This window comes from Mycobacterium sp. ENV421 (assembly GCF_002887815.1).
Taxonomy (GTDB): Bacteria; Actinomycetota; Actinomycetes; order Mycobacteriales; family Mycobacteriaceae; genus Mycobacterium.
This window is the reverse complement of the sequence record NZ_PDHO01000006.1, coordinates 142,348-165,060: the sequence shown is the minus strand read 5'-3', so window position 1 is coordinate 165,060 and position 22,713 is coordinate 142,348. Positions and strand designations below refer to the sequence as shown.

Annotated in this window: 20 protein-coding genes; 18 read left to right on the top strand and 2 right to left on the bottom strand. The window is 68.5% G+C overall.

The features are described 5' to 3' along the window. Positions 1–57: 57 nt before the first annotated feature. Positions 58–252: a 50S ribosomal protein L28 gene (gene rpmB, locus CRM90_RS10365; protein WP_036339124.1), complete on the bottom strand. Its 195-nt coding sequence runs from the start codon at positions 250–252 to the stop codon at positions 58–60. 262 nt (positions 253–514) lie between these two features. Between rpmB and CRM90_RS10360 the strand changes: the two genes are divergently transcribed. The 5 genes from CRM90_RS10360 (at position 515) to CRM90_RS10340 (ending at position 6,895) form a co-directional block, all read left to right on the top strand. Then, on the top strand, positions 515–2,158 hold the full coding sequence (locus CRM90_RS10360; RefSeq protein ID WP_102806983.1) for a DAK2 domain-containing protein: 1,644 nt from the start codon (positions 515–517) through the stop codon (positions 2,156–2,158). A gap of 2 nt (positions 2,159–2,160) precedes the next feature. Continuing rightward, positions 2,161–4,377, top strand: coding sequence for an ATP-dependent DNA helicase RecG (gene recG / locus CRM90_RS10355; RefSeq protein ID WP_102806897.1), 2,217 nt, complete (start codon positions 2,161–2,163; stop codon positions 4,375–4,377). Continuing rightward, positions 4,374–5,081, top strand: a complete 708-nt coding sequence (locus tag CRM90_RS10350) for an HNH endonuclease family protein (protein ID WP_102806896.1) — start codon at positions 4,374–4,376, stop codon at positions 5,079–5,081. The genes recG and CRM90_RS10350 overlap by 4 nt, the downstream gene beginning before the upstream one ends. 135 nt (positions 5,082–5,216) lie before the next feature. Next, a complete protein-coding gene (locus CRM90_RS10345; protein ID WP_102806895.1) occupies positions 5,217–5,666 on the top strand; it encodes an RrF2 family transcriptional regulator in 450 nt (149 codons plus the stop codon). Continuing rightward, a complete protein-coding gene (locus tag CRM90_RS10340) occupies positions 5,663–6,895 on the top strand; it encodes a globin domain-containing protein (RefSeq protein ID WP_102806894.1) in 1,233 nt (410 codons plus the stop codon). The genes CRM90_RS10345 and CRM90_RS10340 overlap by 4 nt, the downstream gene beginning before the upstream one ends. Positions 6,896–6,920: 25 nt before the next feature. On the opposite strand, the gene CRM90_RS10335 is transcribed toward CRM90_RS10340, so the two are convergent. Continuing rightward, a complete protein-coding gene (locus tag CRM90_RS10335; protein WP_102806893.1) occupies positions 6,921–7,736 on the bottom strand; it encodes an aldo/keto reductase in 816 nt (271 codons plus the stop codon). A gap of 258 nt (positions 7,737–7,994) precedes the next feature. Here CRM90_RS10335 and CRM90_RS10330 point away from each other — a divergent pair, with 258 nt between their 5' ends. The 13 genes from CRM90_RS10330 (at position 7,995) to smc (ending at position 22,704) form a co-directional block, all read left to right on the top strand. Further along, on the top strand, positions 7,995–9,089 hold the full coding sequence (locus tag CRM90_RS10330) for an alpha/beta hydrolase (RefSeq protein ID WP_102806892.1): 1,095 nt from the start codon (positions 7,995–7,997) through the stop codon (positions 9,087–9,089). Between the two features lie 73 nt (positions 9,090–9,162). Further along, the gene (locus tag CRM90_RS10325) at positions 9,163–9,951 is read left to right on the top strand and encodes a DsbA family protein (protein ID WP_102806891.1); all 789 of its coding nucleotides are present in this window, start codon (positions 9,163–9,165) and stop codon (positions 9,949–9,951) included. Further along, positions 9,948–10,586 (top strand): vitamin K epoxide reductase family protein, encoded by a 639-nt coding sequence (locus tag CRM90_RS10320; RefSeq protein ID WP_102806890.1) that lies wholly within the window; start codon positions 9,948–9,950, stop codon positions 10,584–10,586. Before CRM90_RS10325 ends, CRM90_RS10320 begins: the two co-directional genes overlap by 4 nt. Before the next feature lie 40 nt (positions 10,587–10,626). Then, entirely contained in the window at positions 10,627–14,034 is a 3,408-nt protein-coding gene (locus CRM90_RS10315; RefSeq protein ID WP_102806981.1) for a pyruvate carboxylase, read from the top strand. Beyond that, complete coding sequence (gene rsmD, locus CRM90_RS10310; RefSeq protein WP_102806982.1) at positions 14,031–14,582, top strand: 16S rRNA (guanine(966)-N(2))-methyltransferase RsmD; 552 nt, start codon at positions 14,031–14,033, stop codon at positions 14,580–14,582. Before CRM90_RS10315 ends, rsmD begins: the two co-directional genes overlap by 4 nt. Positions 14,583–14,643: 61 nt before the next feature. Beyond that, complete coding sequence (gene coaD, locus CRM90_RS10305; RefSeq protein WP_102806889.1) at positions 14,644–15,129, top strand: pantetheine-phosphate adenylyltransferase; 486 nt, start codon at positions 14,644–14,646, stop codon at positions 15,127–15,129. A gap of 233 nt (positions 15,130–15,362) precedes the next feature. After that, a complete protein-coding gene (gene sepIVA, locus CRM90_RS10300; RefSeq protein ID WP_036339102.1) occupies positions 15,363–16,100 on the top strand; it encodes a cell division protein SepIVA in 738 nt (245 codons plus the stop codon). Positions 16,101–16,158: 58 nt separating this feature from the next. After that, on the top strand, positions 16,159–16,758 hold the full coding sequence (locus CRM90_RS10295; RefSeq protein ID WP_051659864.1) for a YceD family protein: 600 nt from the start codon (positions 16,159–16,161) through the stop codon (positions 16,756–16,758). A 41-nt stretch (positions 16,759–16,799) separates the two neighbouring features. Then, complete coding sequence (gene rnc, locus CRM90_RS10290) at positions 16,800–17,447, top strand: ribonuclease III (protein ID WP_370508337.1); 648 nt, start codon at positions 16,800–16,802, stop codon at positions 17,445–17,447. Between the two features lie 27 nt (positions 17,448–17,474). Then, positions 17,475–18,338 carry a DNA-formamidopyrimidine glycosylase gene (gene mutM / locus CRM90_RS10285; RefSeq protein WP_102806887.1) on the top strand — a complete coding sequence of 288 codons (864 nt, stop codon included), beginning with the start codon at positions 17,475–17,477 and terminating at the stop codon, positions 18,336–18,338. A 79-nt stretch (positions 18,339–18,417) separates the two neighbouring features. Beyond that, positions 18,418–18,834, top strand: a complete 417-nt coding sequence (locus CRM90_RS10280; protein WP_036339094.1) for an OsmC family protein — start codon at positions 18,418–18,420, stop codon at positions 18,832–18,834. Next, positions 18,821–19,102, top strand: a complete 282-nt coding sequence (locus tag CRM90_RS10275; protein WP_036339092.1) for an acylphosphatase — start codon at positions 18,821–18,823, stop codon at positions 19,100–19,102. Before CRM90_RS10280 ends, CRM90_RS10275 begins: the two co-directional genes overlap by 14 nt. Before the next feature lie 11 nt (positions 19,103–19,113). After that, positions 19,114–22,704 (top strand): chromosome segregation protein SMC, encoded by a 3,591-nt coding sequence (gene smc / locus CRM90_RS10270; protein ID WP_102806886.1) that lies wholly within the window; start codon positions 19,114–19,116, stop codon positions 22,702–22,704. Positions 22,705–22,713 lie beyond the last annotated feature (9 nt).

Sequence of the window (22,713 nt, the reverse complement as noted above, 5' to 3'; positions counted from 1 at the left end):
TCGCGGGAACGTCTCGAACTTTTCCGCCCACACGTCGGGGTGGGCGCAAGAGCGGGATTAACCGCGGCTGACCTTGCCGGCCTTCAGGCAGGAGGTGCAGACATTCACGCGGTGCTTGTTGCCACCGGGGCGGCTCACGGCGCGCACGGTCTGGATGTTCGGGTTCCAGCGACGGCTGGTCCGGCGATGGGAATGCGACACCGACTTGCCGAAGCCGGGGCCCTTTCCGCAGACGTCGCACACGGCAGCCATGTAGAACTCCTCTATCGAACGTGTTCCTGGGGGCCAACGACCGAAACGGGTGACCCGACAACCTGACTAGGATAGCCGTCCGGTGAACCGAACGCCAAAATGCGCCGCTGCAACGCCCGGACGACGCCCTCTGCGGCCAGCTGACCTGCAGTGATCCGGCCATCCCACGGTCCTGCGCCGCGGCGGCATCGCGGTGTCGGGTGGACTGGATAGGCTGGCGCGACGACGCCGTGTGGTGGCCAGGGATCGCGAGGAGGTGCCGATGCCGGACCGGCGGCTGGACGCATCTGCCCTGCGCGACTGGGCCTCTACCGCGGTCGGCGACCTGATCACCCACACCGACGAGATCAACCGGCTCAATGTGTTCCCGGTCGCCGACTCCGATACCGGGACCAACCTCTTGTTCACCATGCGGGCGGCGCTGACCGAGGCGGAGTCGGTGACCGGCTCGGGCGGCGTCGGTGAGTTGACCGCCGCGCTCGCCGAGGGTGCACTGCACGGCGCCCGGGGCAATTCCGGGGTGATCCTGTCCCAGATTCTGCGCGGACTGGCCGACGTGACCGCCGCGGCCGCCGCCGACACCGACGGTTATCTCGCCGACATCGACGCGGTACTGCTGGGCGCGGCCCTTCGGCACGCCGTCGGGCTGGTGGTGTCGTCGATGGGTGGGCAGCTGGTGGCCGGCACCATCGTCTCGGTCCTGCAGGCTGTCGCCGACACCGTTCAGCAGTGGGCCGCCGACGGCGCGAGCCTTGCCGAATCGCTGACCGCAGGTGGCGAGGCCGCGGTCACCGCGCTGGACCGCACGCCCGAACAGCTCGACGCGCTGGCCGAGGCAGGGGTGGTCGACGCGGGCGGGCGCGGCTTCCTCGTCCTGATCGACGCGCTGACCGCCACCGTCACCGGGCATGCGCCACACCGGCACGCTTACGAACCGGGCCCGCCGCGGATCGAGACCGCGGCCGCGGAACCGGCTCCGCCGCAGTTCGAGGTGATGTATCTGCTCGCCGGCTGTGACCCGGCCGCCCTCGACCCGCTGCGCACCCGGCTGGAGCAGCTCGGCGATTCGGTCGCGATCGCCGCGTCGGCCGAACGCTATTCGGTCCACGTCCACACCGACGACGCCGGCGCCGCCGTGGAGGCCGGGATGGCGGCCGGCGCGGTGAGCCGAATCCAGATCTCGGTGTTGAGCACCGGGCCCGCCCGGGTGTCCCCGGGCAGCTGGAGTCGGGAGCGCGCGGTGCTCGCCGTCGTCGACGGAGACGGTGCCGCAGAGCTTTTCAGCCAGGAGGGCGCCTGCGTGCTGCGGCCCGAGGCTGAGCTGGAAGATCCGGTCAACGGCGTGAGCGCCCGTGAACTGCTTCGCGCGCTGGTCGATACCCGGGCCGCGCAGGTGATGGTGCTGCCCAACGGATATGTGGCGGCCGAGGAGTTGGTCGCCGGCTGCACGGCCGGAATCGGTTGGGGCATCGACGTTGTCGCGTTGCCGACCGGTTCGATGGTGCAGGGCCTGGCCGCGCTCGCGGTCCACGATCCGGGCCGCCACGCCGTCGACGACGGGTACTCGATGGCCAGGGCGGCGGCCGCGGCCCGGCATGGTTCGGTTCGCACTGCCACCGAACAGGCGCTCACGTGGGCGGGTAGCTGCGAACCGGGTGACGGGCTGGGCATCGCCGGTGACGAAGTCCTGGTGGTCGCCGACGATGTGACCGGTGCGGCCGCCGGGCTGATCGACCTGCTGCTGGTGGCCGGCGGTGAGCTGGTGACCGTGTTGACCGGTGCCGGCACCGATCCGGCCGTCGCCGAGGCGCTCGCCGCGCACATCCACCGGCGCCATCCCGGAATCGAATTCGCCACCTACGCCACCGGTCACCGCGGCGATGACCTGTTGATCGGGGTGGAGTAGTCGTGGTCAGTCTCACCGACCGTCTCGACGGAATCGTCGGCGGCAAGGCCGCCGGTCTGCTCGACGATGTGTTCGGCATCCGCACCGTCGACGGCCTGCTGCGGCACTACCCGCGCAAGTACATCCACGGGATGTCGGTGTGGGGTGAGGACGAGGTGCCGCCGGAGGAGGGCGAGCACATCACGCTGGTCGGCGAGATCGAGAGTGCCGTCACCCGCCTGCCTCAGCGAGGACCCAAGCGCGAGTATCTGGTGATCACGCTCGGCAAGGGGCGGCGCAAAGTCACCGCGACGTTCTTCAACGCCAAGTGGCTCAAGAAGGAATTGATCGAGGGCGTCCGGCTGATGCTGTCCGGGGAGGTCGGCTTCTTCCGGGGGGCCATGCAGCTGACGCATCCGGATTTCCTGGTTCTGGAGTCGCCCAAGGGGCGAGTGTTCGGCAGCAAGTCGTTGAAGACGATCGCCGACACCTCGACGTCACAGAGCGGCGAGTTGGCGATGTCGGCGTTCGAGCGCGACTTCTTCCCGATCTACCCGGCCAGCTCCAAGCTGCAGAGCTGGGACATCTACGCCTGTGTGCAGCAGGTACTCGCGGTCCTCGACCCTATACCCGATCCGCTGCCCGAAAGCGTTGTGCGCCAACGGGGTCTGATCTCCGAGGATGAAGCGCTGCGCGCCATCCACGTGGCCGAACGGGAACCCGAGCGCGAGGCAGCCCGCGAGCGGCTGCGGTTCGACGAGGCTGTCGGGATGCAATGGGCGCTCGCGCAGCGCCGCCACGGCGAGCTCTCCGAATCCGGCCCGGTCGCGCCGCGTCGCGAAGACGGCTTGGCCGCCGCGCTGATCGAGCGCCTGCCCTTCGCGCTGACGGCGGGTCAACGGGAGGTGCTCGACGTCGTCTCCGGCGAACTGGCCGCGAGCAAGCCGATGAACCGGCTGCTGCAGGGCGAGGTCGGCTCCGGCAAGACGATCGTGTCGGTGGTGGCCATGCTGCAGATGGTCGACGCGGGTTACCAGTGCGCGTTGCTGGCGCCGACGGAAGTCCTTGCCGCCCAACATGCCCAGTCGATCCGCGGTGTGCTCGGCCCGCTGGCGATGGCCGGCCAACTCGGCGGTGAGGACGGGGCGACCCGAATCGCACTGCTGACCGGGTCGATGTCGGCGGCCCAGAAACGTCAGGTGCGCGACGAGGTGGCGTCCGGGGAGGCGGGCATCGTCGTCGGCACCCACGCGCTGTTGCAGGACGCCGTCGAATTCCACAAGCTCGGCTTCGTCGTCGTCGACGAACAACACCGGTTCGGCGTGGAGCAGCGAGACCGGTTGCGCGCCAAGGCGCCTGCCGGACTGACCCCGCATCTGCTGGTTATGACGGCCACCCCGATCCCGCGCACCGTCGCACTGACGGTCTACGGCGACCTGGAAACTTCGACCCTGCGCGAACTTCCGCGCGGGCGTCAGCCGATCACCACCAACACGATCTTCATCAAAGACAAGCCGCAGTGGCTGGCGCGGGCCTGGCAACGGATCACCGAGGAGGTCGGCGAAGGCCGACAGGCCTACGTCGTGGCCTCTCGCATCGACGCGGACGACAAGGCGGGCGAGCAGGAGGGCGGCCCGCCCGCCGAGACGGTCGTCAACCTGTTCAAGCATCTGGGTCACGGGCCGCTGGCCGGGCTGCGGTTGGGCCTGATGCACGGCAAGCTGCCCGCCGACGAGAAGGACGCGGTGATGGCCGCGTTCCGGGCGGGCGACATCGACGTCCTGGTGTGCACCACTGTCATCGAGGTGGGTGTGGATGTGCCGAATGCGACGGTGATGGTGGTGATGGACGCCGACCGGTTCGGCATCAGCCAGCTGCACCAGTTGCGCGGGCGGATCGGGCGCGGTTCGCACGCCAGCCTGTGCCTGCTGGCCACCAAACTCCCGGAGGGATCCAAAGCCGGCGACCGGTTGACCGCGGTGGCGAGCACGCTGGACGGCTTCGAGCTGGCGGATCTGGACCTGCAGGAGCGCCACGAGGGAGACGTGTTGGGGCTCAACCAGTCCGGCCGTCCCATCACGCTGCGCTTCCTGTCTCTGGCGGAGCATCTCGAGGTCATCGTCGATGCGCGTGAGGTGGCCCAGTCGATCTATGCCAGGGATCCCGCGAACCCCGGCATGACGGTCCTGGCCGGCCAATTCACCGGCGGCGACCGGATCGACTACCTGGACAAGTCGTGAGACGGCGGCCCCTGATCTGGCTGGCCGTGATCGCGGCGCTGGCGGTGATCGTCTCCGTGCAGGTCACGTCCTCGACCAGCCATCCCGATGCGATGATCGCCCGCGCCGACGTGCCGACGGTGGCACCGGGAACCGACGTGCTCGACGGGATCGTCGTCATCCCGCAGCGGGTGCGCGGCAACGACTATCGGCGCGCGGCCTTCGGCGATGCGTGGGACGACAACAACTCCGCGCCGGGCGGGCACAACGGCTGCGACACCCGCGACGACGTGCTGGACCGCGACCTCGTCGACAAGACCTTCGTGTTCACCAAACGCTGCCCGCAGGCGGTCGCCACCGGCGTCCTGCACGACCCGTACACCAGCGCGACGATCCCGTTCACCCGTGGCGCGAAGGTCGGGGCGGCGGTGCAGATCGACCACCTGGTGCCGCTGGCGTACGCGTGGGACATGGGCGCGCGAAACTGGCCGGACGACATGCGGATTCGATTCGCCAACGATCCGGCCAACCTGCTGGCCGTCGACGGTCAGGTCAACCAGGACAAGGGCGACCAGCCTCCTGGCAGCTGGATGCCGCCCAATCATGCGTTCTGGTGCCAGTACGCGATGCAGTTCATCGCGGTGCTGCGAGGGTACGCACTGCCGGTGGATCAGGCCTCAGCCGACGAGTTGCGCTCGGCCGCGGGTACCTGCCCCAGTCGCTAGCCGGGGCGGTCGGTTACCTCGAGATCGGGCTCACGCGGTCGTCACCGCGGGTCAAAAATCCGCACCGAATCGTGTATTCAAGCCCACACGCAGAAAATACGCATCTGCGATGCCGAATAAACTATCGTCGGGTTTATGCAGCTCACGAGGTTTACCGACCTAGGTCTTCGGGCCATGATGCTGCTCGCCACCGGTCAGGCTCGCGAGCAGCGGGTCACCACCAGAACGGTCGCCGCCGCGGCCGGCGCGTCGGAGAATCATGTCGCCAAAGCGGTGTCGCGGCTGACCGAGCTGGGGCTGGTGCACGCCCGCCGCGGCCGCGCCGGCGGCCTGGAACTCACCGACGCCGGCCGCGAGGCATCACTGGGCTGGCTGGTACGCCGGCTCGAAGGTGATCGCGAAGTCGTCGACTGCACCGGCCAGCCGGCCTGTCCGCTGATCGCGGGATGCCGGCTGCGTCGGGTGCTCGCCGATGCCAAAGAGGCCTTCTACGCCGAACTCGATCGCCACACGATCGCCGATCTCGTCGGCAGCCAGATGCTGCCCGTCGTTCTGCAACTCACAACCGAAGGGAATCTGACATGACCACCACCGCAGTCGGTGCGGCCGAGGTTCAGGAACTGGAGCCGCACCACGCCGAGATCATCACGGCGACACTGCCGCTCGTCGGGGCGCACGTCGACGAGATCACCTCGGTGTTCTATCGGCGGATGTTCGGTCGTCACCCGGAGCTGCTGCGCAACCTGTTCAACCGGGGCAATCAAGCGCAAGGAGCGCAGCAGCGTGCCCTGGCCGCCTCGATCGCGACTTTCGCCACGCACCTGGTCAATCCGGACCTGCCGCATCCGAGCGAACTGCTGTCGCGCATCGGCCACAAGCACGCGTCGCTGGGCATAACCCCCGACCAGTACCCGATCGTGCACGAGCACCTGTTCGCCGCGATCGTCGAAGTGCTGGGCGCCGACACGGTGACCGCTGACGTCGCGGCGGCATGGGACCGGGTGTATTGGATCATGGCCGACACCCTGATCGCTCTGGAACGCGATCTCTACGCCGGCGCCGGGGTCGCCGCCGGAGACGTCTTCCGTCGGCTGCGGGTCACCGCCCGCGAAGACGACCCCTCCGGTGCCGTACTGGTGACGGTGGGAGCCGACGGTGTGGCCGGAGCTGGTGCGGCGCAATATGTTTCGGTTGGCGTGACGCTACCCGACGGCGCGCGTCAGCTGCGGCAGTACAGCTTGGTGACCGCTCCCGGTGCGTCCGAGTTGACCTTCGCGGTCAAGCCGGTCGACGCCGTCGGGCACAACCCGGCGGGTGAAGTGTCGAGCTGGATCCGCGACTGCGTCCGGGTCGGTGATCTGCTCGACGTCACGGTGCCGTTCGGCGATCTGCCCGAGCCGCGCAGTGGTGCGCCGGTCGTGCTGATCTCCGCGGGCATCGGCATCACGCCGATGATCGGAATTTTGGAATACCTTGTCGGCCAGTCACATGCGGCACCGGTGCAGGTGCTGCACGCCGACCGCAGCGCGGTAACCCACCCGTTGCGTAAGCGGCACCGTGAACTCGTCGACATCCTGCCCGACGCCAGCCTGGACCTCTGGTACGCCGAGGACGTCGACGGCGACAACCCCCGGATCCACGAGGGGCTGATGAACCTCGACGACGTCGACATCGCCGACGGCGCAGAGATCTATCTGTGCGGGAACGACGGTTTCGTGCAGGCGGTGCGCGCCCAGTTGACCGGCCGCGGCATCGCCACGGATCGGGTGCACTGCGAGTTGTTCAGCCCGAACGACTGGCTGCTGGACGCCTGAGCCACGGCGGGCTCGGCGGCGGGGCCTAGCCTGCCGGATTCGGCAGGAAGCGGGTCCCGTCGTCGAGACCGTTGAGGGTCTCGATCTCCGCCGCGGTGAGTTCGAAGTCGAACACATCGGCGTTCTCGGCGATGTGCGCCGGAGCCGACCGCGGAACGACGATATCGCCCTGCTGCAGGCTCCAGCGGATCAGCACCTGTGCCGGTGACTTCCCATGCGCCGCAGCCACTTCGGCGATCGCGGGATTGTCCGTCAGCTTGCCCTCATCGGTCGGGATGTACGCCCCGGTGCGGATCGAACGATCGCCGTGTGCCGCGCGCAACTCGGTCTGGTTGAGCAGCGGGTGCAGTTCGATCTGGTTGACCACCGGCGAGAAATAGCTCAGGTCGATGATGTCCGACAGGTTTTCTGGGGTGAAGTTCGCGACACCGATCGACTTGATCAGACCGTCCTGACGGGACCGCATGATGCCGCCCCAGGCGTCGATGTACTTGCCGTTCTGCTCGGCCGGCCAGTCCATCAGATACAGGTCGACATACTCCAAGCCGAGGCGTTCGAGGCTGGCCCTGATGGCGTCCTGGGACGACTGGAAACCCTGGTCCTCGGTGGCGAGCTTGGTGGCGATGAACAGTTCGTCGCGGGGCAGACCCGACGCGGCGACGGCGCGCCCGACGGCCTCCTCGTTGCCCTTCGCGGTTTGGATCAGCCGATAACCCGCCTCCAGGGCGCTGGCCACCGCGCTCTCGGTCTCCTCGGCGGACAGCTCGGCGACGCCGAGGCCCAGCACGGGGAGGGTGTTGTCGTCGTTGAGCGTGACGGTGGGGATCGCGGCCGCCGGCATCGTGTCACCTGTCTGTGGAGTCGAATGAGTCGGGGACAGGACCCGTCGCAATCGGCTCCGGGGTCAACCGACTTCGGGTGACGATAGTACCCAGGGCGATATGTCGTTTGAGCAGGCCCGGCGCGCCGCCGCCGAGAACAGGTCGAATTGTCGGATTCGTCAACCGCTGATTGCGGGCGGGGCCGACAGGCCGCCGACAGTCGAAGTCCCGTACGCTGCGGCGATACCGGTACTGCGCACCAGAACCGAGGACTATCAATGACAGACACCGTGTCCGGGACCGCGCGAAGCCGGTTCCTGAAGAGGGCCTTGCCGGTCGCCAACCGCGCCGGCGTCAAAGCCATCCCGCACCTGCCGGGCTTCGTGAAGAGACTGTTGTCGGGTGGCCGCGCCATCACGATCGACGGGAACACTCTCGATCCGTCGATCCAGATGATGCTGGCCGCCCAGCGCGCGGTCGGCTTGAGCAGCCTCGCGGTCACCGGCGATCCGATCGCCACCCGCCGTCAGAACCGGGAAGCCACCGACAGCCTCGACGAGGCCGACATCCACGTCGCTCAGATCTCGCCGCTGGAGATTCCCGGCCCGGCCGGCATCATCCCGGCCCGGCACTATCGCCCCACCGACGGCGACGGCGCGCCGCTGCTGGTCTTCTATCACGGCGGCGGGTTCGTCTTCGGCGACCTCGAAACCCACGATTCGGCCTGCCGGTTGATCTGCCGCGATGCCGGTGTGCACGTTCTGTCCATCGATTACCGGCTGGCGCCCGAGCACAAGGCGCCCGCCGCCGTCGACGACGCCTACGCCGCCTACCTGTGGGCCGTGTTGAACGCCGCGGAGTTGGGTGCCGACCCCGACCGCATCGCGGTGGGCGGCGACAGTGCCGGCGGCTGCCTGGCCGCGGTGGTGGCCCAGCTGGCCCGCGACGGTGGCGGCCGCCAGCCGAGCCTGCAGTGGCTGATCTATCCGGCGACCGACCTGCGCGGCGGTACCCGGTCACGCACCCTGTTCGCCGACGGATTCCTGCTGTCCAAGGCCAACATGGACTGGTTCGCCGACGCCTACGTCGAGGGATCCGAAGTCGACATCATCGATCCGCGAGTGTCGCCGCTGCTGGCCGACGATTTCAGCGGGCTCGCACCGGCGCTGGTCGTCACCGCGGGGTTCGATCCGCTGCGCGACGAAGGCGAGCAGTACGCGGCAAAGCTGCAGGCAGCGGGCGTACTGACCGATCTGCGGCAGATGGGTCCGATGACCCACGCATTCCTCAACCTGAATGCGCTGGGCGGCCAGGTGAGCCGGTGCAATGCCGAGATGATCTCGGCGCTGCGCGCCCACCTCGCCCGCGCCTGAAATTCGGCGGGCAGGCGCGCCGGTATTCTAGAGGCGCCAACACCGAGTCTTGACAGCGAGGATCAGCCGAGCCGTGGCCACCAACAAGAAATCCACCCCCCGCTACGACCTGAAAGCCCAGGACCGTAAGCGCAACCTGGCCATCCAGCTGGGGCTGACCGGCATCGTCGTCATCTTCGCCGTCGCACTGGTGCTGTACATCGTGATGAGTCACGACAAAAAGACCGCCGCGGCAGGCGACGCGCAGGCGGTGCGGATCACCTCGAGCCAGCTGATCAAGAAGGACGGCACCGACGAGCCCAAGGCGGTGCTGTCGCTCTACGAGGACTTCCAGTGCCCGCACTGCCGTGATTTCGAGAAGGCTTTCGGCCCGACCATCTCCAAGCTGGTCGAGGCCGGTGCCATCGCCGCCGACTACTACTCGGTCGCCATCCTCAACTCGCGGGTCAACGACAACTACTCCACTCGCGCGGCCAACGCGGCCTATTGCGTCGGCGACGCGGACAAGGAAGCGTTCCCCCGCTACCACTCCGCGCTGTTCGCCATGCAGCCCGAGGAAGGTGCGGGCGGTGCCCCTGACAACGCCCGCCTGATCGAGACCGCCCGGCAGGCCGGAGTGCCGACCGACAAGGTCTCGTCGTGCATCAACTCCGGCAAGCACAGCGACATGGTCGAGGGTCTGGCCGCGGCCTCCAAGATCACGGCGACGCCGACCATCCGCCTCAATGGCCAGGACATCAGCCCGGCCTCGCCGGAGGATCTGATCGCCAAGGTCAAGGCGATCGTCGGCAACGTGCCCGGCCTGGACAACGCTCCCGCGCCGCCGAGCCCGACTCAGCCCACGCCGGCCCCGACGTCATGAGCGTGGCGACCCCGGCTCCGGTCGAACCGACCGAACCCGTCGAGTCGAAAGACCCGTCGGGCGGGGTCGCGGTGCGACCGGCCAGCGCGTGGTGGGTGCTGATCGCCGGCGTGGTCGGTCTGATCGCGTCGGCCACCCTGACGATCGAGAAGATCGAGATCTTGGTGAACCCGGCCTACGTGCCGAGTTGCAGCATCAACCCGGTGCTGTCGTGCGGATCGGTGATGATCACGCCGCAGGCGTCGGCGTTCGGCTTCCCGAACCCGCTGATCGGAATCGCCGCGTTCGCCGTCGTCGTGGCCACCGGTGTGCTCGCCGTGGCCAAGGTGCGACTGCCGCGGTGGTACTGGCTGGGACTCACCATCGGCACGGCGCTGGCTACGGTGTTCATCCACTGGCTGATCTTCCAGACGCTGTACCGCATCGGCGCGCTGTGCCCGTACTGCATGGTGGTGTGGGCGGTCACCGTCCCGTTGTTGGTTGTGGTGTCCTCGATTGCGCTTCGTCCGCTCGCCGGGAACGTGGTTGCCCGGGTGCTCTACACCTGGCGCTGGTCGATCGTGACGCTGTGGTTCACCGGGTTGCTCCTGCTGATCCTGGTGCGGTTCTGGAACTACTGGTCCACGCTCATCTAGTCGCCCGCCGCAGGCGCGGTCACGCGGGTAGGGTATGCGGGTGATTTCCAAAGTCCTCGTGGCCAACCGCGGTGAGATTGCGATCCGAGCTTTCCGCGCTGCCTACGAAATGGGCATCGGCACGGTAGCCATTTTCCCGTACGAGGACCGCAATTCGTTGCACCGCCTCAAGGCCGACGAGGCATATCAGATCGGCGACGTCGGCCATCCGGTACGGGCGTACCTGTCGGTCGACGAGATCGTCGCCACCGCCCGGGCCGCCGGTGCGGACGCGATCTATCCCGGTTACGGCTTCCTGTCGGAGAATCCGGAATTGGCGGCCGCCTGCGCGGCGTCGGGCATCACGTTCGTCGGCCCCGATTCGTCGATTCTCGAACTCACCGGCAACAAGGCGCGAGCGATCGCCGCGGCCCGCGAGGCGGGGCTGCCGGTGCTCACGTCGTCGGCGCCGTCGGCCTCGGTGGACGAATTGGTCGCCGCGGCCCAGCAGATGGAATTCCCGTTGTTCGTCAAGGCCGTCGCCGGCGGCGGCGGGCGCGGTATGCGCCGGGTGACCGAGCCGTCGGCGTTGCCGGAGTCCATCGAGGCCGCCAGCCGCGAGGCCGAGTCGGCCTTCGGTGATCCCACGGTGTTCCTTGAACAGGCAGTGGTCAATCCACGCCACATCGAGGTGCAGATCCTCGCCGACACCTACGGCAACGTCATTCACCTCTACGAGCGTGACTGCAGTGTGCAGCGCCGCCATCAGAAGGTCATCGAGCTGGCCCCGGCGCCCAACCTGGATCCCGCTCTGCGCGACCAGATCTGCGCTGACGCCGTCGCCTTCGCCCGCCACATCGGCTACACCTGCGCGGGCACCGTCGAGTTCCTGCTCGACGAGCGCGGCCGGCATGTGTTCATCGAGATGAATCCCCGGATCCAGGTGGAGCACACCGTGACCGAGGAGATCACCGACGTCGACCTGGTGTCGGCCCAGCTGCGGATCGCGGCGGGGGAGACGCTGGCCGATCTGGGGCTGAGCCAGGAGCGCATCGCGCCGCACGGCGCGGCCCTGCAGTGCCGCATCACCACCGAGGACCCCGCCAACGGATTCCGTCCCGACACCGGGCGGATCACCACCTACCGCTCGCCGGGCGGCGCGGGGATCCGGCTCGACGGCGGGACCCATCTGGGTGCGGAAGTCGCCGCGCATTTCGATTCGATGCTGGTCAAGCTCACCTGTCGCGGTCGTGATTTTCCCACCGCGGTGGCACGGGCCAGGCGGGCGGTGGCGGAATTCCGGATCCGTGGCGTGTCGACGAATATCCCGTTCCTGCAAGCGGTTCTGGACGATCCGGATTTCCAGGCCGGGCGGATCACCACGTCGTTCATCGACGAGCGTCCGGAACTGCTGACGTCGCGGACATCCGCGGACCGCGGAACCAAGATGCTGAAGTTCCTGGCCGAGGTGACGGTCAATTCGCCGTACCGCGACCGGCCCCGGTACTACCCGCAGGACAAACTGCCCGACATCGATATCGCGGCGAGCCCGCCGCCGGGCAGCAAACAGCGCCTCGACGAACTGGGCCCTGAGGGATTCGCCAAGTGGCTCAAGGATTCTCCAGCGATCGGCGTGACCGATACGACGTTCCGAGACGCCCACCAGTCACTGCTGGCGACCCGCGTGCGGTCCTCGGGACTGCTCAAAGTCGCCCCGTACATCGCCAGGATGACGCCGGAGCTGTTGTCCATCGAGTGTTGGGGTGGAGCGACTTATGATGTCGCGCTTCGGTTTTTGAAGGAAGACCCGTGGGAGCGGTTGGCCTCGCTGCGTGAGGCGATCCCCAACATCTGTCTGCAGATGCTGCTGCGCGGCCGCAACACGGTCGGCTACACGCCCTACCCGGAGACGGTGACGCACGCGTTCGTCGACGAGGCCGCTCGCACTGGTGTCGACATCTTCCGAATCTTCGACGCCCTCAACAACGTCGAGTCGATGCGGCCGGCCATCGATGCCGTGCGCGCGACCGGTTCGGCGGTCGCCGAAGTGGCGATGTCCTACACCGGTGACCTGTCCAACCCGGCCGAGACGCTGTACACGCTGGACTACTGGCTGCGGCTGGCCGAGCAGATCGTCGACGCCGGCGCCCACGTGCTGGCGATCAAGGACATGGCCGGGCTGCTGCGGCCACCGGCGGCGCACACGCTGGTGTCCGCGCTACGCAGCCGCTTCGACCTGCCGGTGCACGTGCACACCCACGACACGCCGGGCGGTCAGCTCGCCACCTACACCGCGGCCTGGCATGCCGGCGCCAGTGCGGTGGACGGCGCGGCGGCTCCGCTGTCGGGCACCACCAGCCAGCCGCCGCTGTCGGCGATCGTCGCCGCCGCGGCGCACACGCCGTACGACACCGGCATCAACCTCGACGCGGTGTGCGACCTGGAGCCGTACTGGGAGCTGCTGCGCCGGGTGTACGCCCCGTTCGAGGCCGGCCTGCCCGCGCCGACCGGCCGGGTGTATCACCACGAAATCCCGGGCGGCCAGCTGTCCAACCTGCGCACCCAAGCCATCGCGCTGGGGCTGGGCGAGCGGTTCGAGGACGTCGAGAACGCCTACGCGGGAGCCGACCGCATCCTGGGCCGACTGGTGAAGGTCACGCCGTCGAGCAAGGTGGTCGGCGATCTGGCGCTGGCCCTGGTCGGTGCCGGCATCACCGCCGAGGAGTTCGCCGAAGACCCAGGGCGCCACGACATCCCGGACTCGGTGATCGGGTTCCTGCGCGGCGAGCTTGGTGACCCGCCGGGCGGCTGGCCGGAACCGTTGCGCACCAAGGCATTGGAAGGGCGTGGAGCCGCCAAGCCCGAACAGTCGCTGTCGGTCGAGGACGAAAAGGTGCTGGGCGAACCCGGTCCGGCTCGCCAGGCTGCACTGAACCGGCTGCTGTTCCCGGGCCCCACCAAAGAGTTCGAGGCGCACCGCGACGAGTACGGCGACACCTCCGGCCTGAGCGCCAACCAGTTCTTCTCCGGACTGCGCCACGGCGACGAGCACCGAATCGAGCTCGAGCGCGGCGTCGAGCTGATCGTCGGGCTGGAGGCCATTTCCGAACCCGACGAACGCGGCATGCGCACCGTCATGTGCATCATCAACGGCCAGCTGCGTCCGGTGCTGGTGCGCGACACCAACATCGCCGAAACCGTGCCGGCCGCCGAAAAGGCCGACCGCAACAACCCCGATCACGTGGCCGCCCCGTTCGCCGGGGTCGTCACCATCGGGGTGGCCGTCGACGAGAAGGTGCAAGCGGGACAGACCATCGCCACCATCGAGGCGATGAAGATGGAGGCCGCCATCACCGCACCCAAGGGTGGCAGGGTGACTCGCGTTGCCGTCGGCAGCACCGCCCAGGTCGAAGGTGGCGATCTGCTGGTGGTGATCGGTTCGGAAGGACTGACCGGGGGAGCAGCCTGACCCGCATCGTCGGCGGCAGCGCCGGCGGACGGCGCCTGGATGTGCCGCCCCGGGGTACCCGGCCGACCACGGACCGGGTCCGTGAGGCGCTGTTCAATGTCCTTGCCGCGCGGCGGGATTTCGACGGTCTGCGGGTGCTGGACCTCTACGCCGGTTCGGGGGCGCTCGGCCTGGAAGCGCTGTCGCGCGGTGCGGCCGCGGCGCTGTTCGTCGAAAGTGATTCGCGCGCAGCGGCTGTCATCAAACGAAATGTCTCGACGTTGGGTCTGCCCGGGGCGACGGTACGCCGCGGGGCGGTCGCCGCGGTGCTCGCCGCGGGCACCGACGTAGCGGTGGACCTGGTGCTGGCGGATCCGCCGTACGAGGTGTCCAGCGCCGACATCGAGGCCGTGCTCGCAAGTTTGGAGCGCAACGGCTGGCTTCGGTCGGACAGTGTCGTCGTGATCGAGCGGCCGGCCTCCGCGGATGAACTCACCTGGCCGGCCGGCTGGACGGCCTGGGACAACCGGCGATACGGAGATACCCGCATCGAGATCGCGGCCTGCTAGCGTCACTGCCCATGACCGGCGGCGACGACGCAGAGCGTAGCGATGAGCAGGAGCGCCGCATATGACTGGCGCGGTATGCCCGGGATCGTTCGATCCGGTGACGCGGGGTCACGTCGACATTTTCGAGCGGGCCGCAGCGCAATTCGACGAGGTGATCGTCGCGGTGCTGATCAATCCCAACAAGTCCGGGATGTTCGACATCGACGAGCGGATCGCGATGATCTCCGAGGCGTGCGCCCATCTGCCGAATCTGCACGCCGAGTCGGGGCAGGGACTGGTCGTCGACTTTGTGAAACAGCGCGGCATGACCGCGATCGTCAAAGGTCTGCGCACCGGAACCGATTTCGAGTACGAGCTGCAGATGGCGCAGATGAACAAGCACATCGCCGGGGTGGACACCTTCTTCGTGGCCACCACACCGGAGTATTCGTTCGTCTCCTCGTCGCTGGCCAAAGAGGTTGCGATGTTCGGCGGTGACGTCTCGGCACTGCTGCCGGAGTCGGTGAACCGCCGGCTGCAGGCCAAGCTGGCCCAGCGCGCCCGCTGATCTGTCACGACTGTGCGGCCCGATCAGGGGCACGCCGGGCTCGGCGAATCCGAAGTCGCACTCGCTGATTCTCCAGTGCAGAGGAGTGTCTCGCCGACATAATCGTCGGCGAGACGCCCCTGACCGGTGCGGTTGCCAGAAAAGTCTGCCCGACACACCGAGCCGCCACCGCAGTCACAGGCGTAACACCAGGCACACTGGTCACTACCAACTACGCCCAGGAGGGTGGCGCCGTGTACCGAGTTTTTGAAGCGCTCGATGAATTGAGCGCGATTGTCGAAGAGGCCCGCGGCGTTCCGATGACGGCTGGTTGCGTGGTGCCGCGCGGTGACGTGCTGGAGCTCCTCGATGACATCAAGGACGCCATCCCGGGTGAACTCGACGACGCCCAGGATGTGCTGGACGCCCGCGATTCGTTGCTGCGGGAGGCCAAAGAGCACTCCGACTCGATGGTGGCGAACTCGACCGCCGAGGCCGACTCCCTGCTGAGCCATGCCCGCGCCGAGGCCGACCGGCTGCTCGCCGACGCCAAGTCGCAGGCCGACCGGATGGTCGCCGAGGCGCGTCAGCACAGCGAACGCATGGTCGCCGAGGCCCGCGACGAGGCGAGCCGTCTGGCCGCGACCGCCAAGCGTGAGTACGAAGCGGCCACCAGCAGGGCCAAGGCCGAGGCCGACCGGCTGGTGGAGAGCGGCAACATCTCCTACGAGAAGGCCGTGCAGGAAGGCATCAAGGAGCAGCAGCGGCTGGTCTCGCAGACCGAGGTCGTCCAGTCGGCCAACGCCGAGTCGACCCGGCTGATCGACACCGCCCACGCCGAAGCCGACCGGCTGCGTGGCGAGTGCGACATCTACGTCGACAACAAGCTCGCCCAGTTCGAGGACTACCTCAACGGCACGCTGCGTTCGGTGAGCCGCGGCCGTCATCAACTGCGCACCGCCGCGGGCACCCACGACTACGCGCAGCGCTGAGCGTCCCGGCCCGCGCCTACTGACGCGATCGCGCGGCGCCGGGTTTTAAGATCGGAACATGGCGACTTCACGTAGTGCTCACACGAAGCGCAAACCCCGGTCGCCGCTCGTCCTCGACATCTCCCGCTTGGGCCGGCGCCCCGGCTCGATGCTCGAGCTGCACGAAACGGTGCCCAGCCCATCGCGAATCGGGCTGGACCTGGTGGCCATCGAAGCCGGCGCCGACCTGACTCTGGATCTGCGACTGGAGTCGGTGTCCGAGGGGGTCCTGGTCACCGGCACGGTCTACGCACCGACCCGGGGTGAATGCTCCCGCTGCCTGACCGAAGTCACCGGCGACGTCGAGATCTCGCTCACCGAACTGTTCGCCTATCCCGACAGCACGACGGAATCCACCACCGAGGAAGACGAGGTCGGCCACGTCGTCGACCAGACCATCGACCTGGAGCAGCCGATCGTCGACGCCGTCGGGCTGGCCCTGCCGTTCGCCCCGCTGTGCACCGAGGACTGTGCGGGGCTGTGCCCGCAGTGCGGTGTCGCGCTGGCCTCCGAACCCGGCCATCACCACGACGTGATCGACCCGCGGTTCGCCAAGCTGGCGGGCATGTTCCCCGCAGCAGACGCCGACACCCCCGAACCGGGGGCCGGCCCGTCGTGAGCCCGCCACGCGAAAGTCTGCTTGCCGCACTCGGCGTCGACATGCCCGAAGACCTGCTGACGCTGGCGCTGACCCACCGCAGCTATGCCTACGAGCACGGCGGTCTGCCCACCAATGAACGCCTGGAGTTCCTCGGCGACGCGGTGCTGGGCCTGACGATCACCGACGAGCTGTTCCATCGCCACCCGGAACGCACCGAAGGCGACCTGGCCAAGCTGCGCGCCAGCATCGTCAACACCCAGGCGCTGGCCGACGTGGGACGGGGCCTGACCGACGAGGGCCTGGGCGCACACCTGCTCCTGGGCCGCGGCGAAGTCAACACCGGCGGAGCCGACAAGTCCAGCATCCTGGCCGATGGCATGGAATCACTGCTGGGGGCGGTGTATCTGCACCACGGTATCGACGTTGCGCGCGACGTGATCCTGCGGCTCTTCGGCAATCTGCTGGACACGGCGCCGACGCTGGGTGCCGGCCTGGACTGGAAGACCAGCCTGCAGGAGCTCACCGCGTCGCGCAGCCTGGGACCGCCGTCCTATGTGGTCACCTCCACCGGGCCCGACCACGACAAGGAGTTCACCGCCGTCGTTCTGGTGATGGACACCGAGTACGGCAACGGCGTCGGCCGGTCGAAGAAGGAAGCCGAACAGAAGGCCGCCGCCGCGGCCTGGAACGCGCTGGACAACGCTTGAGCCACAGTCGCATTCGGCGCTCCTGCGATGCCTGAGCTACCTGAGGTCGAGGTGGTCCGGCGCGGCCTGCAAGCCCACGTCGCCGGCCGGTCCATCTCCGCGGTACGAGTGCACCATCCCCGGGCCGTGCGCAGGCACGAGGCCGGTGCGGCCGATCTGACCGCCCGGTTGCTCGACGCGCAGATCACCGGCACCGATCGGCGCGGAAAGTACTTGTGGCTCACCCTGAATGACGAAACCGCACTGGTGGTGCACCTGGGTATGAGCGGCCAGATGCTGCTGGGCCCGGTACCCAACACCAATCATCTGCGCATCGCGGCACTGCTCGACGACGGCACCGCGCTGAGTTTCGTCGATCAACGCACCTTCGGCGGGTGGCAGCTGGCCGACCTGGTCGACGTCGACGGCGCTCGGGTGCCCGAGCCGGTGGCGCACATCGCCCGCGATCCGCTGGACCCCCGGTTCGATCGCGATGCTGTCGTTACGGTGTTGCGCCGCAAGCACTCCGAGATCAAGCGGCAGCTGCTCGATCAGACCGTGGTGTCGGGTATCGGCAACATCTACGCCGACGAGTCGCTGTGGCGGGCCAAGATCAATGGCGCGCGGCTGGCCGAGAACCTGACCCGCCGGCAGCTCGGCGAGCTGCTCGACGCCGCAGGAGAGGTGATGCGTGAAGCGCTCGGCCAGGGCGGCACCTCGTTCGACTCGCTGTACGTCAACGTCAACGGGCAGTCCGGGTATTTCGACCGGTCGTTGAACGTCTACGGGCGTGAAGACCTGCCGTGCCCGCGCTGCGGCACCGCGATCCGGCGGGAGAAGTTCATGAACCGCTCGTCGTTCTACTGCCCGCAGTGTCAACGAAGACCGGGCCAACCGCGTCCTCGGCGTTGAACCGTCGAGATCGACGTTTTGGCGTGATTTACTCGCACTTTCCCGCCCAAGCGTCGGTTTGGGCGCAAAGGAAGGAACCATGACTGACCTGTGGGTGGAACGCACCGGCATCCGCCGCTACACCGGGCGCAGCAGCCGCGGCGCGGAGGTGCTGATCGGCTCGGAGACCGACGAGGGTGTCTTCACCCCCGGCGAGCTGCTCAAGATCGCGCTGGCCGGATGCAGCGGCCTGAGCAGCGATCAACCGCTGCGCCGTCGCCTCGGCGACGACTATCCGGCGACGATCCGGGTGTCCGGACCGGCGGACCGGGAGCAGGAGCGCTACCCGCTGCTGGAGGAGAAGCTCGAGATCGACCTGTCCGGGCTGTCCGCCGAGGAGATCGAGCGGCTGGTGGTGGTGGTCAACCGGGCGATCGACCAGGTGTGCACGGTGGGCCGCACCCTGAAATCCGGCGCCGAGGTCCGGTTCGAGGTGGACGACGTTGGCCGATCCTGACGTCCGCCTGACCGCCTGGGTACACGGCCACGTCCAGGGCGTGGGTTTCCGCTGGTGGACCCGGTCTCGCGCGCTGGAGCTCGGTCTGACCGGGTATGCCGCCAATCAGGCCGATGGCCGGGTGCTCGTCGTCGCGCAGGGCCCGCGTGACGCATGTGAACAGCTGTTACAGCTGCTCAATAGTGGGAAAACGCCGGGGCACGTCGACACGGTTGTTGTCGATTGGTCACCGCGCGGCGAAGCCATCAGAGGCTTTAGCGAGCGGTAGTCTGGCACGCCGTGTACCTCAAGAGTCTGACCCTGAAGGGCTTCAAGTCCTTCGCCGCGGCGACGACTCTGCGCCTCGAGCCCGGCATCACCTGCGTGGTGGGCCCGAACGGCTCGGGTAAGTCCAATGTCGTCGACGCGCTGGCCTGGGTGATGGGCGAGCAGGGCGCGAAAACCCTGCGCGGCGGCAAGATGGAAGACGTCATTTTCGCCGGCACCTCCTCGCGGGCCCCGCTGGGTCGCGCCGAGGTGACGCTGACCATCGACAACTCCGACAACGCGCTGCCGATCGAGTACTCCGAGGTGTCGATCACCCGGCGGATGTTCCGCGACGGCGCCGGTGAGTACGAGATCAACGGCACCAGCTGCCGGCTGATGGACGTCCAGGAGCTGCTCAGCGACTCCGGCATCGGCCGCGAGATGCACGTCATCGTCGGCCAGGGCCGGCTCTCCCAGATCCTCGAGTCGCGGCCAGAAGACCGCCGGGCCTTCATCGAAGAGGCCGCCGGCGTGCTCAAGCACCGCAAACGCAAGGAAAAGGCGGTCCGCAAGCTCGACTCGATGGCGGCCAACCTGGCCCGGCTCACCGACTTGACCACCGAGCTGCGCCGTCAGCTCAAGCCCTTGGGCCGCCAGGCCGAGATGGCGCGGCGAGCCCAGACCATTCAGGCGGATCTGCGCGACGCCCGGCTGCGGCTGGCCGCCGACGACCTGGTCACCCGGCGGGCCGAGTTCGCCGGCGCCGACGACACCGAGACCACGTTGCGCCGTGAGCACGACGACGCCGCGAAACGGCTGGACGTCGCCGGCGCGGCGCTGGCCGAACATGAGGCCGCGGTGGCCACGCTGTCCGAACGCACCGACGCCGCCCAGCAGGCCTGGTTCCGCCTGTCGGCGCTGGCCGAACGGGTCAGCGCCACCGTCCGGATCGCTTCTGAGCGAGCGCAATACCTCGAGACCGAGCCCACCGCGAGCACCGGCCCGGACCCCGACGAGCTGGAAGCCGAGGCCGACGAGGTCGCCGCGCGGGAACAGGAGCTGCTGGCAGAGCTGGCCGAAGCGCAATCGCGGCTCGAGTTCGCCCGTGCCGAGCTCGGAGAACGCGAACGCGCGGCCGCCGAAGCCGAACGTGCCCACATGGCCGCGGTGCGCGCCGAGGCCGACCGCCGGGAAGGCCTCGCCCGGCTGGCCGGTCAGGTCGAGACCGTGCGCGCCCGGGTCGAATCGATCGATGAGGGTGTCGCGCGGCTGACCACCGCGATCGAGGAGGCCGCCGCCCGCACCCAGCACGCCAGGGCCGAGTTCGAGACCGTGCAGGGCCGGGTCGGCGAACTGGATCAGGGCGAGGTCGGCCTCGACGAACAGCATGACCGTACGATCACCGCGCTGCGGCTGGCCGACGAACGGGTGGCCGAATTGCAGGCCGCCGAGCGCAGCGCCGAACGGCAGGTGGCCTCCCTGCGGGCTCGCATCGACGCGTTGGCGGTCGGGCTCGAGCGCAAGGACGGCTCGGCCTGGCTGACGGAAAACCGTGGTGGCGCAGGACTTTTCGGGACCATTGCCAATCTCGTGAAGGTGCGTTCGGGCTACGAGGGGGCGTTGGCGGCGGTGCTGGGCGCGGCGGCCGACGCGGTGGCCGCCGAGAACTTCGACGCCGCCAGTTCGGCGGTGCGAGCACTCAAGGACGCTGACGGTGGCCGGGCGGCGATCGTGTTGGGGGACTGGCCGATTGCGCCGCGCCAGACCGGTTCGTTGCCCGAGCGCGCGGTGTGGGCGCTGGATCTGATCGAGGCGCCGGGCCGACTGCAGGGCGCCATGACGGCGATGCTCGCCGACGTCGCCGTCGTCGAGGATCTGGGTGCCGCGCTGGCTCTGGTCGCGGCGCGGCCAGCGCTGCGTGCGGTCACCCTCGAAGGCGACCTGGTTGGCGCGGGGTGGGTAAGCGGCGGCTCCGACCGCAAGCCGAGCACACTGGAGATCGCCGGCGAAATCGACAAGGCCACACGCGAACTCGCGGCGGCCGAGACTCAGGTCGCCGAGCTGTCGGCCGCACTGGCCGGTGCCCTCACCGAACAGGGTGAGCGTCAGGACGCCGCCGAGCAGGCGCTTGCGGCGCTCAACGAATCCGACGCCGCGATCGCGGCGATCTACGAACAGCTCGGCAGGCTGGGGCAGGAAGCTCGTGCCGCCGAGGGGGAGTGGCGCCGCCAGCAGGCTCAGCGCGACGAACTCGAGGCCGGGCGGTTGCGCACGGTGGAAGAGCTCACCGAACTCGAGAACCGGCTGGCTGCCGCCCAGGACGGGGCGACCGAGGTCGACGACGCGCCCGAGGACCGCCAGTACATGCAGTCCGCCGCGGAGGAAGCCCGTGCCGTCGAGGTGGAGGTGCGGCTGGCGGTGCGTACCGCCGAGGAACGTGCGAACGCCGTTCGCGGGCGGGCGGATTCGTTGCGGCGCGCCGCTGCGGCCGAGCGGGAGGCACGGGTTCGCGCCCAGCGCGCCCGCGCGGCCCGCGAGCACGCCGCCGCAGTCGCGGCCGCGGTGGCCGAAGCCGGGCGACGCGTGGCCGGGCACCTGTCCGGTGTTGTGGCAGCGGCATCCCGGCGCCGAGACGCCCTCGCTGCCGAACGGCAGGAACGGGCCACCGCGATGACCGCTGCGCGCGAGGAAGTCACCGCGCTGAACGGCCGGATCGCCGCGCTGACCGATTCGCTGCACCGCGACGAGGTGGCCAAGGCGCAGGCGTCGCTGCGCATCGAACAGCTCGAGCAGATGGTGTTGGAGCAGTTCGGTATGTCCGCCGACGATCTGATCGCCGAGTACGGCCCGGACGTGACCCTGCCGCCGTCGGAGCTGGAGATGGCCGAATACGAACAGGCCAAGGAGCGCGGCGAGCAGGTCTCGGCGCCCGCGCCGATGCGGTTCGACCGCCCGACTCAGGAACGTCGGGCCAAGCGGGCCGAACGCGAGCTGTCCGAACTGGGACGGGTGAATCCGCTTGCGCTGGAAGAGTTCGCCGCGCTGGAGGAACGCTACAACTTCCTGTCCACCCAGCTCGAAGACGTCAAGGCCGCCCGCAAGGATCTGCTCGACGTGATCGCCGACGTCGATGCACGCATCCTGCAGGTGTTCGCCGAGGCGTACGCCGATGTCGAGCGCGAGTTCGAGCAGGTGTTCGCGACGTTGTTCCCAGGCGGTGAGGGCCGGTTGTTGCTGACCGACCCCAGCGATCTGCTGACCACCGGCGTGGAGGTGGAGGCCCGCCCGCCGGGCAAGAAGGTCAAGCGGCTCTCGCTGCTCTCCGGTGGTGAGAAGTCGCTGACCGCGGTGGCCATGCTGGTGGCGATCTTCCGGGCCCGGCCGTCGCCGTTCTACGTCATGGACGAGGTCGAGGCTGCCCTCGACGACGTGAATCTGCGCAGGCTGATCGGACTGTTCGAGCAGCTACGGTCACAGTCACAGCTGATCGTCATCACCCACCAGAAGCCGACCATGGAGATCGCCGATGCGCTGTACGGCGTGACGATGCAGGGCGACGGCATCACCACGGTGATCTCCCAGCGGATGCGCGGCGAAGAGCTGGTCGCCAGCGCGGCACCGTAACCGTCCGCG